The 14,437-nt window shown below is 38.3% G+C and carries 7 protein-coding genes; all 7 read left to right on the forward strand.

Annotated elements, in window-relative coordinates; translation table 11 throughout:
* Positions 1-36: 36 nt before the first annotated feature.
* The 7 genes from LH29_RS14400 to LH29_RS14430 all read left to right on the forward strand — a co-directional run bounded on the left by LH29_RS14400 (position 37) and on the right by LH29_RS14430 (position 14,199).
* On the forward strand, positions 37-1,413 hold the full coding sequence (locus LH29_RS14400) for a 3-keto-disaccharide hydrolase (RefSeq protein WP_045031119.1): 1,377 nt from the start codon (positions 37-39) through the stop codon (positions 1,411-1,413).
* The gene (locus LH29_RS14405; protein WP_045030948.1) at positions 1,413-2,750 is read left to right on the forward strand and encodes a Gfo/Idh/MocA family protein; all 1,338 of its coding nucleotides are present in this window, start codon (positions 1,413-1,415) and stop codon (positions 2,748-2,750) included. The genes LH29_RS14400 and LH29_RS14405 overlap by 1 nt, the downstream gene beginning before the upstream one ends.
* A 409-nt stretch (positions 2,751-3,159) precedes the next feature.
* Positions 3,160-6,390 carry a SusC/RagA family TonB-linked outer membrane protein gene (locus LH29_RS14410; RefSeq protein ID WP_052670968.1) on the forward strand — a complete coding sequence of 1,077 codons (3,231 nt, stop codon included), beginning with the start codon at positions 3,160-3,162 and terminating at the stop codon, positions 6,388-6,390.
* A gap of 11 nt (positions 6,391-6,401) precedes the next feature.
* Complete coding sequence (locus LH29_RS14415) at positions 6,402-8,273, forward strand: RagB/SusD family nutrient uptake outer membrane protein (protein ID WP_045030950.1); 1,872 nt, start codon at positions 6,402-6,404, stop codon at positions 8,271-8,273.
* A gap of 45 nt (positions 8,274-8,318) precedes the next feature.
* Positions 8,319-11,372, forward strand: a complete 3,054-nt coding sequence (locus tag LH29_RS14420; RefSeq protein WP_157493706.1) for a SusC/RagA family TonB-linked outer membrane protein — start codon at positions 8,319-8,321, stop codon at positions 11,370-11,372.
* 23 nt (positions 11,373-11,395) lie between these two features.
* On the forward strand, positions 11,396-13,117 hold the full coding sequence (locus LH29_RS14425) for a RagB/SusD family nutrient uptake outer membrane protein (RefSeq protein ID WP_045030954.1): 1,722 nt from the start codon (positions 11,396-11,398) through the stop codon (positions 13,115-13,117).
* 32 nt (positions 13,118-13,149) lie between these two features.
* Positions 13,150-14,199, forward strand: a complete 1,050-nt coding sequence (locus LH29_RS14430; protein ID WP_045030956.1) for a DUF5627 domain-containing protein — start codon at positions 13,150-13,152, stop codon at positions 14,197-14,199.
* The last annotated feature ends 238 nt before the right edge of the window (positions 14,200-14,437 follow it).

The following is a 14,437-nucleotide window of genomic DNA, read 5'->3' on the forward strand; positions in this document are numbered from 1 at the left end:
GAAACTCAGCATAAATTAATAATTAAAATAATTGAAATGAGAAGAATTTTTATTGGCTTATTGATAAGCCTTTTGGCTGTTTCGTGCAGCGAAAAAAGCGATTTTGTTGACTTGTTCAACGGAAAAAACCTTGACGGCTGGGAAGTTAAAAACGGTACTGCTCCTTTTACCGTTGAGGATGGAGTTATTGTTGGAACCTATATGTCGGGTACTCCCAATACCTTTCTGTGTACTAAAGAAAACTACTCCGATTTTATCCTGACATTCGAGGGATTCCTGGGAGAAGAAACAAACTCGGGAGTAATGTTTAGAGCACAAAGTCGTCCGGATTATAAAGATGGGCGAGTGCACGGTTACCAAATGGAAATGGATCCATCAGCCAGAAAATGGACCGGAGGAATCTATGATGAAGCCCGTCGAGGATGGATCTATAACCTGGAACGCATCCCCGAAGCCAAAGATGCATTCAAGTTAAACCAATGGAATCAGTTTCGTATTGAAGCCATTGGTAACAATTTGAGAGTGTGGGTAAATGGTATTCAAACTGCCGACGTCGTAGACAATATGGATGCCTCTGGTTTTATTGGTTTGCAGGTGCATGCTTGTAAAGAAGAACTTAACGGACGTCAGGTGAAATTCCGTAATATCAAAATTTGCAATACTAATTTAGAGCAAAACAAAATGAAGATTGAAGAACCAATTCTTCAATACAGTTATCTCAAGAATCAACTTACAGAGCGTGAAATTGCGGAAGGTTGGAAATTGCTTTGGGACGGCAAAACCACTGAAGGATGGAGAGGTGCCAAACTTACCGAATTCCCGTCAGAGGGATGGTCGATTGAAGACGGAGAACTGGTGGTAGCCGATGCCGGTGGAGAAGAATCGGAAAACGGTGGTGATATTGTTACCAATAAAAAATTTGAAAATTTCGAATTGGAAGTGGACTTCAAAATTACCGAAGGTGCCAACAGCGGAATTAAATATTTTGTGGATACCGAGTTAAACAAAGGCAAAGGTTCTTCAATTGGTTGTGAATTTCAGATTCTTGACGATAGAAATCACCCTGATGCTAAAATGGGAACCAATGGAAATCGCACTCTTGCATCGCTTTACGATTTAATTACAGCAAATGCGCTTACATTTAATCCGGATGAGTTTACTGCTAAACGAGTGAATTGGGCTGGTTGGAATCGTGCACGCGTAGTAGTAAACGGAGCCGATGTAGAGCATTATCTGAATAATATTTTAGTAGTAAAATATAACCGTAGCGGACAACAATGGAAAGACTTGGTGGCTTCAAGCAAATACAAAGACTGGCCAAATTTTGGTGAAGCAAAAACAGGAAATATCCTGCTACAGGATCACGGGAATAAAGTGTTTTTCAAAAATATTAAAATCAAGGAGTTAAAATAATGGGAACCAATAGACGTAAATTTATCAGAAATACCACTGTAGGAACAGCCGGAATTCTAATGGGGGGTAGCCATTTATCGGCAAAAAGTTATAGTAAAATTGTAGGTGCAAACGACCGTATTTTTGCTGCTATTGCTGGTTTGGGACGACGGGTAAACGCAATATATACGCCTATTGCTTTACAGCGGAATAATGTTGAACTGCTGTATCTTTGCGACGTAAAAGAAAGTCAGAGGGTTAAAGCCGGAAAAGTCGTGGCAGATCGTATGGATTACAAACCTAAGCTGGAAAACGATATTCGTAAAGTAATCGAGGATCCTAAAGTGGATGCATTGTTTAATCTAACTCCGGATCATTGGCATGCACCGGGATCGATAATGGCCTTGAAAGAAGGGAAACATGTGTATGTTGAAAAACCATGCAGCCATAACATGGCCGAGAACGAACTTCTTGTGGCAGCACAGAAAAAATACGGTAAGGTTGTGCAAATGGGGAACCAGCAACGTTCTGCTGAACACACCATCGAAATTATTAAGGAAATACATAACGGCATAATAGGTACTCCATACCGGGCTGTTGCTTTTTTTTCCAATAGACGTGGCGAAGTGCCTCACCAACAAGCTGCTCTGGTGCCTGAAGGTTTGGATTGGGACTTGTTTCAGGGACCCGCTGTTCGTCGCGACTATACATCAGAAACATGGAACTACAACTGGCATTGGTATGGCTGGGATTACGGTACTGCCGAGCTCGGAAATAATGGCACACACGAACTTGATGTAGCACGTTGGGCACTTCAGGTCGATTTTCCAAACCATGTGCAGGTTAATGCTGCCAAAACAGCTTTTGTTGACGATGGTTGGGAAATGTACGATGCCATGGATGCAACATATAAGTTTGATGGAAATAAAACCATAAAATGGGATGGAAAGAGCAGAAATGGTTACAATACCTATGGTGGCGGGCGAGGAACCATTATTTATGGTAGCGAAGGTACCGTGTTCGTAGACCGTGGATTGTACAAACTTCATGATAGAGATGGAAAATTGGTAAAAACAGTAGAAGCAAAATACAAGGAAGGTAGTATTGGTTTAGGTGGTGGCGGAGGTATGTCAACCGTTCATGTTGAGAATTTCTTTAATACAATTCGTGGCAAAGAAAAATTACAGGCCCCGATTGATGATGCAGCAGTAAGTATGGCTATGGTTCATTATGGCAATGTTGCCTATCGTATCAATAAAGGTTTTAACATTGACCCAGTAACAGGGAAGATGCTTGACGATGACGCCATGAAACTTTGGAGCAGGGAATACGCCAAAGGTTGGGAACCCAAATTGTAATAAAACAATAAATTAATTCAATACTTGAAAACCCGGGAATTCTCCCGGGTTTTTTTATGCCCTTTATATATAGTTATACTCAGGTTATTAGTGTAAAAATTGAACACATAGTTCACTTTGCAAGATATGTTCAGGTTTGGTGTAATATTTCAATTAAACGAAGCATTAATGAAATTTAAATGTGTTAGCCCACAGTAGTTTTGACGTTGAACGTAGAACTTATCACATTCCGAAGAAATAATTTAATTACTAAATAAATCAATAACTAAATGTATATGGAATAACTGAAGAAAGGATTTAAATGTGGGAAAAAAAGAAGGACAGAATTATTCGACGTAATTCTGCCCAAAAAGTTTTAACCGCAAGCTTTAGTGAAATTTTTAGTGCAAATTAAAACTAATACAAATCTATGAAAAACGTTAAGTTTTCGATTCCCTACATTGGGAATTTGAAGAAAATTACACAGGCAATTAAAATATGTCTGTTGTTACTATTTATCTCAACGGCAACTTCAATGGCCGATGATGGAGTTTCCTCAAAAGTAAAGGAATCTTCTGGATTAAAGAATTCTAACATTCTTGATCAGACTCAAAAAACTTTAACAGGTGAGGTAACTGATAATAATGGTGAACCTCTTCCGGGGGTTACAGTGGTGGTTAAAGGAACGACTATCGGGACGGTAACCAATTTTGATGGCAAATTCTCGGTAGATGTACCGGACGATGCCGAAATCTTGGTCTTCTCGTTTGTTGGATTTAAACCACAGGAATATACAATTGCCGGGCAAAATGTTTTTAACATCACTTTAGAAGAAGAAACAGTTGGTTTAGATGAAGTGGTGGTGGTTGGTTACGGTACACAGAAGAAAGAGAGTGTGGTGGGTTCTATTTCTCAAATAAAAGGGAAGGAACTACAGGAAGTAACCATGGGTATAAGTAATGTTGAGGAGGCGTTGCAAGGTAATTTACCTGGTGTTGTTGCCATACAGGGTAGTGGTGTTCCGGGTAGAAACGATATGCAGATCTACATTCGTGGTCAGGCGTCATGGAACGGTTCCGGACAGCCCTTAATACTCGTAGATGGAGCGCCAAGGGAAATTGATAATATTGATTTTAATGATATTGAAAATATTTCTGTACTTAAAGATGCATCTGCTACTGCCGTTTTTGGTGTTCAGGGTGCAAATGGTGTTATTTTAATTACCACAAAAAGAGGACAAAAAGGTAAGGCACAATTGTCGTTACAGGCCAATGCCACTACCAAATTTGTTTCCAAGTTGCCCGAAAAACTAGATGTTTATGATGCAATTATGGAAGCAAATTCATCGATAATGCGCGAACTTCCTCATAACGAACAAGTTTGGCTTAATAATTATCGTCCGATAGCTATTGCAGATAGATTCCGCAATCCGGGAAGTGTGGAGGAGAGTTACATATATCCTAATGTAGATTGGAAAGATGCCCTGTTAAAAGATTTTGCTCAAGATTACCGTGTTAATTTATCGGTACGTGGAGGAGGAAATAGCGCCAGGTATTTTGCGAGTTTAGCTTACCAATCAGTTGCTGATATTTTCGATGGTAATAGTTACGATACTGGTAAAAGCTACGAGAGTGGTTTTGGCTATGATAGATTTAACTTTCGGAGTAATATTGATTTCGATATCACCAAAACTACCGAATTATCTGTAAATCTAGGCGGCTTTTATGGCATTCAGAAAACGCCTGGTAACTTAAATCTGGTGACCAACGCTATCTATGAGCTTGCCCCAAATGCCTATACACCTATTTTCCCAGATGGTGCATTTGGGAGGGATGATCGTGATATTTTTGCAAATACGAACCCTCTTGTTACCTTAACAAATACCGGGTACACTACAACGAATACCTTTAATGTAAATACCGATTTTGTTTTAAAACAAAAATTGGATTTTGTTACGAAAGGCTTATCATTTCAAGGGCGTTTATCTTTAGATAATAGATCTAATAGTCAGCAGAGGTTGAATGATCCAGGTGGTGATGGTCAGGAAAATGTTATATATCGTGTATATAACACCGAATTCGAAGAGCGAATTGAGTCTCCAAGTGGTGTAAATGATTTTGGTTTTGTGCCATACCCATGGACACTTCAGTCTGCAAGCATTCAAGATGGTACGATTTACCGTCGTTTATTATATGACCTTTCGCTTAATTATAGTAGAACGTTTGCCGAAAAGCATTCGGTTACAGGATTGGCATTATTAAGGCGTAACCAGAGCGGTACAGGTAATGGTTTTTTAAGATATCGCGAAGACTGGGTAGGTAGGGTTACCTACGATTATGATAAGAGATATTTCCTGGATCTTAGTGGTGCTTTCAACGGATCGGAGAAATTTGGTCCTGGATATCGTTTCGATCTTTTCCCTGCTTTAGCAGTAGGCTGGACACTGTCTAACGAGGCATTCATGAGTGAGGTTGACTGGGTAAACCTACTTAAGATAAGGGGATCTTATGGTTTGATTGGTGATGACAGCGGAGGAAACAGATTTGAATATCAAAAAACATGGAGTAATGGCGGAGGCGCTTTTATAGTCCCTAATGCCTCAAACACTCGTTCGCCGTATACGTTTTACACGGAGTCCAATGTTGGTAATCCTGATCTGCAATGGGAAACGGCTGTAAAGTATAATATTGGGGCAGAAATCGGCTTGTTTAAAAACAAAATTACTGCCGAGTTGGACTTTTTTGGAGAAGATCGTAGCAATATTTTAATACCAAGTTCACAAAGGGCGGTGCCTGAGTGGTTTGGTGCCAGTCCTCCCGCTTTTAACAGAGGTGAGGTAGAGGTGCGTGGATATGAAATACTACTGGGTGCTAATCATACTTTTGGAAATGGATTAAATATTTTTGGTAATTATACTTTTACCCAGGCTAAAGACTTGGTAATTGATAGAGAAGATCCTGAATTACGTCCGTTTTACCAAAAAGCCGAGGGCTACCCTATTGGTCAACCAAGATCTGCTATTCCTGCTGAAATTATGGGCAGTTTAGACGATTTGTATAGTTCAACGCCAAGAGTAGGTGGACAAGAATTTATACGTACCGGATATTATAATCTGGTTGATTATGATGGAGACGGTGTTTATAATGGTTCTTTTGATAATGTGCCATATGGTTATCCTACGCGTCCTCAAAGAACCTGGTCTGCTACAGTAGGAGCTAAATATAAAGGATGGAAATTATCTGTCCAGTTCTATGGTACTCAAAATACAAATAGAGTTTACAGTAGTAGAACTTTCTCAAATGGAATAGATACCTTCTTTGAACACGAGTTAGGCTATTGGACTAAAAATAACCCAACCGGAGTACTAACACAACCAACGTTTGGTTTTGCGCAAGGAGCCAGCGATCCAAGATCCAGCTTTTTTGATGGTTCTTTAACTCGACTAAAATCTGTGGCGTTAAGTTATAATATTCCGAAAAGAACATGTGAAAAACTGGGTGTTCAGGCACTAAGTGTTTTTGCTAATGGTAATAACTTGTTCTTATGGACCGATTTACCGGATGATAGGGAGTTTAATAGTAGTCAAACACAAGATTCTTCTTATAGAGGAGATTATCCTACTATGGCACGAATTAACTTCGGTTTCAATTTAGATTTTTAAAATTAAGAAATATGAAAAATTTTAAAATAACAATAGTTTTACTTGTAGGACTACTATCATTGTTTTCCTGCGAAGAATATTTAGATATAGCTCCCGAAGCGGAAATTGACATTACAGATGTATTTGCAACTTTCGAATCCTCTCAGGGTTTTGTGGAAGAAATGTACAATTTGGTAGTTGAGTATGGTACTGCCGGTCATTCTTTTCAGGATTATCTTTTTGGAGACGACTCTTATAGAAGTGGTCAGTTCAGTTCAGCTGTAGATCAAGGAAGTTTGAACAACTGGGTGAGTCAAAAATACGCTTATCTGGGTAAAGATACCCATCAGGGTAAAGAAGGGGATACAAATGATAGTCAGGCCAGGCGCAGACCAAGAGTATGGCGTGGTAGTATGCTTGGAATTCGTAAGGCTAATTTGGTGCTTGCCAACGAAGAGTTAATGGTAGGATTAACCCAGGAGGAAAAGAATGTTATATTAGGACAAGCTTACTTCTTCAGAGCTTTCTTTCATAACGAGGTTATGAAGTTTTGGGGACGTTTCCCACATATTACAGAAGTATACGAGGGAACAATTACCACACCTCGCCCGGAAACTTATAAAGAGTGTGCGTTATCGGTTAACGAAGATTACAAAAAAGCCATTGAACTTCTGCCAGTTAATTGGGATAACGAAGAGTATGGTCAAAGAACTTTAGGTAATAATGCAGGTAGAGTTACAAAAGGTGCAGCTTATGCATTTCAGGGTAAAAATTTACTTTGGGCGGCTAGTCCCTTAATGTATTTCAATAATCAACCGGGTATTGATACTTATACCTATGATACAGAGTTAGCAGCTATGGCAGCAGAGGCTTTTGCCGAAGTGCTTAAGCTTGAACAAGCCGGTGAATACTCCTTAGCCAAAAACATGGAAGATTACAAAAAGGTACTCTGGGAAACACCAAGAAATACATGGCCTGGTTTAGTACCGGAAGCTCATGAATTAATTTTTGCAGGTTCGGGAGGTTCTTCTGTTGGTCAAACAATCGCTTTCATGGCCAATGGTATTCCAAGACCAATTGGTCAATCTTCATCAGGAAATGATAATGCAACGCACAATTTTATATACTACAATTTTGGAATGGCCAATGGCTTATCTATTGAGGATGATATGAGCGGAGCTTATGGCACACCAACTTATGATCCTACCAGACCATTTGACAATCGTGATCCTCGTTTTCACGCATGGGTTTTTGCAGATAGAGACGTTATTTCAACCAGAGGAGGTGTGTCAGCTGCAAATAAGAAGGCACAGTTGTGGGATGATGGCACAGGTAATTCTGGCGCTCACCGTGCATCTAATGCTTCACGAACAGGGTATATGTATAAGAAGTTTTATCCTGAGATTGATGGTCAATATCATGTACAAGCAGGAAACAATATTATTAGAAGATTTACAGGAATGCGCATTCACATGAGGCTAACTGATGTGTACCTAATGTATGCAGAGGCCCTTCATGTTGCTAAAGGAGCAACCACACCATCCAGTGCTTTTGCATTAACTGCAGAACAAGCAATAAATACATTAAGAGATAGAGCGGGAGTTCCTCATGTAAATTCTGCCATTGTTGCCGATAGCAAAAAATTCATGGACGAGTTGAGACGTGAAAGAGCTGTGGAATTATCTTATGAGGGGCACCGATGGATGGATATTCGCCGTTGGGGAGTTGCCCATGAGGAAAAATACAGAGTGAAAACCGGATTATATTTTGATAAAGATTGGACCTTCTTTAATGAATATGTAATTATTGAGAGAGTTTGCGAGTATCCAAAACACTATTGGCTACCATTTGAAGCAAATCAAACACAGTTTTATGAAGGTTTTCCTCAAAACCCAGGTTGGTAAAACTTGAATGAATTTGTTTTTACTAAAACAAAAAACGAAAGAAAAATGAAGATAAATAAATTATATAAGTTATACATCCTTGTGTGCTTCACCATGTTCAGCTTTTGCGGTATGGTGACGGCTCAGTCTGCTGGCACAAAGGTGTCAGCAACCGTGATCGATGAACAAGGTAATCCATTAAGTGAGGTTAATATTTACGGTGCTGGAGGTTCTCGGGCATCTACCAACGACAATGGTCAATTTAATATCACCTTACTTAACGACCAGGCTGTAGTTATTGAAAAGAAAGGATACGAGTCGCTACTTCTTAGCTTGACTGCTATTGCTAATGCTAGCGATATTACTATGGTTAAGTCAGACTTTCTGGCGTCAGAAGATGACGAAGTAAACATGGGAGTTTCAACAAGAGACAGACGTGATATGGTTGGATCTGTATCGTCAGTAAACACTAAAGACCGTTTAACCTATGATAATACCCAGTTTGTAAAAGATTATATTGCTGGTTTAACGGTAGGAGTGAGAGGCTCATCTAACATTAGAGGTATAGGAGATGCATTGTTTGTAATTGATGGTGTTTTTGGACGTGATCCTGATCTTTTAAACATGGATGAGGTAGAACAAATAACCGTACTTAAAGATGCGAATGCCGTGGCATTATATGGTAGCCAGGGTAGAAACGGAGTAATCATTATAAACACCAAACGTGGTAAAACCAATAAAAAAGAGGTAAAAGTAAATGTGCGCTCTGGTATTAAAACAACTTTAGCTTTGCCGAATTACCTCGATGCGGCCACTTTTATGGAGCTTCGCAATGAGGCTTTTGTAAACGATGGTTTAGATCCATTTGTAGTAGGTTTTTCTCAAGAACAAATTCAAAACACAAGAAGTGGTTTAAATCCAATCGAGTATCCGGATGTTGATTTGTATGACTTTGTTCAATCACATGTAAAAACACATAATGTTATTTCTGAGTTCTCTGGAGGTAATGAAAAATCGAAATACTATGTTAATGTAGGATGGCTCTACAATGAAGATTGGGTTGATATTAATGAGGATATAAATGCTGGAGACAATCGTTTTAATGTAAGAGGTAATATTGATTTTAGGGTGAACGACTGGATTACCAGTAGTATTGATGGTGTGGCAATTCTTAACTACTCAAAAAGCCCTAAGGCAAACCTATTAAGTGCCGCCACTACTTTTATTCCTTATGATTATGCGCCTTTACTTCCCGTAAGTGATCTTGATCTTGAAAACAATCCGGATCTTGAAACTTTACTAGCTGGAGCTAACATTTTTAATGGTAATTTACTGGGTACTGCACAACAATATGGTGTTGATAATACACCCGTGGCACGATCTATAGCTGGTGGTTATCAAAATAGGGTATCTCGTGTAACTCAGTTTAATAATGCAATAAATTTCGATCTTTCCAGAATTACTGAAGGGCTGTCGGCAAAAACCTATTTAAGTTTCGATTTTTTTGATATTTATACAACATCTATATCAAATGAGTATCGAGTATATGCTCCTACCTGGGAAAATGGTAAAATAACGGCTTTACAAGATTTTGGACAAGATAAAAGAGATTTGTCTGAAAATGTTGCTTCTAATGGATTTACATCACGAATTGGTATGTACGCATTGGTGAACTATGTAAAAACCTTTGCCAACGATCATTCGGTAAATACAACGCTTTTGGGTTATTACAACCAGGAAAAAAGAGATGGAGCTATTCAAACAGATAAAGATTCTCATCTAGGGTTTCAAGCGACCTACGATTTCAAGAAAAAATTATTTGTTGATTTTTCCGGTGCATATGCACACTCTATTAAGTTAGCAGATGGAAACAGAGGTGGCTTTTCGCCAACAGTTGGCTTAGGTTATATTCTGAGCGAAGAGTCATTTATGAAAGATATCGATTTTGTAAATTACTTAAAATTAAAAGCTTCCGGAGGAGTAATTAAATCTGATCGAGGAATTTCAGGTTATTATTTATACGATGAAAACTATTCTGATGGAGCAAGTTTTACCTGGGGAGATGGTGTATACTCCAACAGAAAACAAAATATTTCGCAAGGAGCCAATCGTGATATGGGATATGAAGAACGTATAGACTTGAACATTGGTTTTGAAAGTTATTTGATGAATTCACTTTGGGTAGAGGCGAACTATTTTAGAACTGAACTTGATAAACAGTTGGTATTTTTAGCCGATCAATACCCGTCATATTATAACACGTTTAGACCTTATGATAATTTTAATGCGAATTTATATACCGGTTTTGAATTAGGCTTGAATTTTAACAAAACGATTAACGATTTTTCAGTTAGTGTTGGGACGAATGTATTGTATAGCCAAACAGAAGCTTCAAAACGGTCTGAAACCAATGAGTTTGATTACCAAAACAGGCAAGGACTGGAGCTGTCAAGTATTTTTGGATATGAAGACTTAGGTTTTTACTCAGAATCTGATTTTACTACAGATACAGATGGGAACCTTGTGTTAAACGGTAATTTACCAGTGCCAAACTTCGGTAATGTACAACCAGGAGATATAAGATATGCTGATCAAAATGGCGATAATATTATTGATCAGGATGATCAAGTTGCTATAGGACAGAGCGCGAGTCCATGGACCTATGGCGTAAACCTGAATCTGAAATATAAAGGGTTTAATTTATTTGTATTAGGTACCGGGCAAACAGGAGCGAATGGTAATAAGTTAAGCGGTACGTTTAATAATTATTATTCTCCAAACGGAACGGATAAATACTCTGAAGAGGTATTAGGACGTTGGACATCTGAAACTGCTAATACTGCAGACTTTCCAAGATTATCTTCCGGAGAGAATCAAAATAACTTTAGAACATCATCCTTCTGGTTGTATGATAATAGTTTTTTTAGAATTAACCGTGCACAGTTAACTTATGAGTTTACTGATACTTTATGTGATAAAATCGGCATTGAAGGTTTAAGTGTGAATTTACAAGGCACCAACCTTTTTGAATTTGGTGAAAATAAAGATATCCGTCAGTTAAGTATTGGAGGTAATCCGCAGGCTAGAACTTATACTGCCGGTGTAAGAGTATCATTCTAATTAATAAAAAATAGATAGATAAAATGAAAAATTTAATAAAATATATAATCATTATGTCGGTCTTTACGGCGATAGTTAGCTGTGATACCTTGTTGGATCCTATTGATGAAAACAGATTGGACTATGACTTTGTTAGTAGCGATCCGGCATCGGCAGAAGGAATATTACTGAATGGCTATTCGCGTTTAGTAGATCAGTTTACCTTTATTGATGCTGCAACAGATGACGCTGTAAATAACCAATTAGATAACAACTTCAAGCGTATGGCTCTTGGAGAGCTAAATGCGCAGTTTAACCCAGCTTCACGCTGGAATAATTACGAAAGTATTTTATGGGTAAACAAATTTTTAGAGATCATCGAAGCGGGTGAGATTGTTTGGACTTCAGACGAACAAATGAACGAAATGTTTTATCTCCGTATGGAAGGTGAAGCTCTTGCATTGAGAGGATTACATCACTTTTACGCTTTACAGGCACATGCGGGGGTAGGTACTTCTGGAGAGTTATTAGGAGTACCTTATATAACTGAGTTTATAGAGGCTGATGGTGATTTTAACACACCTCGTTTATCATTCGAAGCTACTGTAGAAGCCATTATGGCAGATTTTGATGCTGCACTTGCTTTGTTACCAACAGATTATGGTTTAAGTGATGGAGATGTAGATCCGTTGTATGCAAATTACGATTTTGATAAATACGACGTTGTTAATGGTTCTCGTTATAATTTACGCATGTCGGGTAGAATAGTGAGAGCGTTAAAAGCACGTTTGGCACTTTTTGCAGCCAGTCCATCATTTTTGAACGACCAGGGATATTACAATATGGCTGCAACTAATGCAAGTGAAATATTAAATACCATAGGAGGTGTTTCAGGTCTGGCTGATAATGGAGTTGATTTTTACAAAAAATACGACGAAAATGATGATGCCGAAATGATTTGGAGAGGTACTATTGGAGGTCCAAATTCAGGTATCGAGAGCCGTATGTTTCCGCCTTCTGTAAATGGAACCGGAGAAATCAATCCTTCACAAAATTTTGTTGACGCATTTCCTATGCAAAGCGGATTCCCTGCAACAGAGGCTAATGGGTATGATCCACAAAATCCTTATGCTAACAGAGATCCCAGATTAACTGAGTTTGTGGTTGTAAATGGAAGCTCTTTTGGTGGTGGAACTATTAATACTGGTGTTGGTGGAGGAATTGACAGATTAGATTCCATTCCTGAGTTTTCAACAAAAACCGGTTATTACCTTAAAAAGTTATTACGTCCTGATGTAAGATTGAATGATGATGGCTCTACAGTTAATCAAAGACACTACGATGTTTATTTTAGATATACAGAGTTGTTTCTAATATTTGCTGAAGCGGCGAACGAAGTTGGTGGCCCAGACCAGGTGATTAACGGTATATCTGCTCGTGATGTTATTGCTGCAATAAGAGAAAGAGCAGGACTTACTCAGCCGGATGATTATTTGGCGTCTATTACAACAAAAGAAGCTATGCGTGAACTAATTAGAAATGAGCGACGTATAGAACTGAGTTTTGAAGGCCACAGATTTTGGGACTTAAGAAGATGGGGATTGTCTTTAAATGAAACAGTTGAAGGTGCTTTTTTTGATGGTATCGAATATAATTTAGGTATACCTGTTGAGCCAAGGAATTATCAATCATTTGCTACTTATATGCCGATTCCTAACGATGAAACTTTAAAGTTTCCGGAGTTAGAACAAAATGCTGGGTGGTAATAGCATAATTTTTAAAAATTAAATTAAATAATATGAAATTAAAATTAGTTATAATTTCCGCTTTGATTCTGAGTCTTATGGCTTGTGAAAATCAAGAGTTTGCGGTGAGGGATTTTGACACTACTTCAGTCTTTTTTCCTTACCAAAGACCTGCTAGAACTTTGGTTTTAGGAAAGTATGATTTGGGTTTTAACGAAAACGACAACAACGGACGCTTTGAAATAGGTGTAGTGATGTCTGGCGTTTTTGAAAATAAAATAAATCGAAAGGTATTTTTTGAACTGGCTCCAGAATTAATCGATGCAAATATCCTGGGTGTAGATTCAGTAAATGTACAGGTATTACCAGAATCTTACTACACAATAGAACAATCAAGTCCAGTTACAATTCCAATAGGTTCTGTAAATGGTCGTATTCCTGTTCAACTGGAAGATGCCTTTTTTGATGACACACTTTCTTTTGCCGGAAAAAACGAAACGCATTACGTGATTCCGTTAAAAATAACGGGTTATGAGGAGCTGGATTCGTTATTAACGGGAGTACCTATTGTAGATAATCCAGTTAAAATATTAGATGTAGATTGGAATCCTGCACCTAAGGATTATACACTTTTTGGTATAAAGTTCATGAACAAGTATCAGGGGAAATATTTACGTCGTGGTGTAGATGTTATGACAAATAATTTGGGAGAGACCACCACCTCAAGATATCGGTCTGACTATGTTGAGAAAGATGAGTTAGTTGATGTAACAACGAGTGGTAGGTATGATGTAAAATATGACAATCGTGTGCGAAGAGGGGAACTCTCTAGTCCCGGAGATGTAAATATTGAATTGAAATTTAGTAGCGATGAAACATGTGTAATCACGGGTTATGGAGACGATCCGTACAACGTTTCTGGTTCAGGACAATTTGTTGAAAATGGTGATGAATGGGGTGGAGAAAAACGTGATGTTATCTACTTAGATTACCAGTATACTGATGCTGTAAATGACGAAACGCACGCAGTTAAAGACACTTTAGTTATAAGAAACAGAGATGTGGTGTTTGAACAATTCACAATCGAATTAACCGAATTATAGTTTAGTTAGGTTTAGTTGTCAACTAGGACAAAAGGCTGTCCAAATGTACATTTGGACAGCCAATTTAAGGAAACAGCATTTTATTGCTGGAGATTCTTCTGCAAGGGCAATTTTCCCTGGATAAACACACCGCGAGAGTGGTTGAGTTGGAAATAATAAGCTACTAATCAGAACCAGCAATGTTGTTTTCGAAAAGTTCTCGGCTAATTTGACGAATAATAGTATAAACAAAACCAGA

The organism is Draconibacterium sediminis (genome assembly GCF_000949475.1).
GTDB classification, from domain to species: domain Bacteria; phylum Bacteroidota; class Bacteroidia; order Bacteroidales; family Prolixibacteraceae; genus Draconibacterium; species Draconibacterium sediminis.

Bases quoted from the DNA above. Each gene is read 5' to 3' on its own strand.
- LH29_RS14405 (WP_045030948.1), top strand. From the start codon at position 1,413: ATGGGAACCAATAGACGTAAATTTATCAGAAATACCACTGTAGGAACA.
- LH29_RS14415 (WP_045030950.1), top strand. From the start codon at position 6,402: ATGAAAAATTTTAAAATAACAATAGTTTTACTTGTAGGACTACTATCA.
- LH29_RS14400 (WP_045031119.1), top strand. From the start codon at position 37: ATGAGAAGAATTTTTATTGGCTTATTGATAAGCCTTTTGGCTGTTTCG.
- LH29_RS14425 (WP_045030954.1), top strand. From the start codon at position 11,396: ATGAAAAATTTAATAAAATATATAATCATTATGTCGGTCTTTACGGCG.
- LH29_RS14410 (WP_052670968.1), top strand. From the start codon at position 3,160: ATGAAAAACGTTAAGTTTTCGATTCCCTACATTGGGAATTTGAAGAAA.
- LH29_RS14430 (WP_045030956.1), top strand. From the start codon at position 13,150: ATGAAATTAAAATTAGTTATAATTTCCGCTTTGATTCTGAGTCTTATG.
- LH29_RS14420 (WP_157493706.1), top strand. From the start codon at position 8,319: ATGAAGATAAATAAATTATATAAGTTATACATCCTTGTGTGCTTCACC.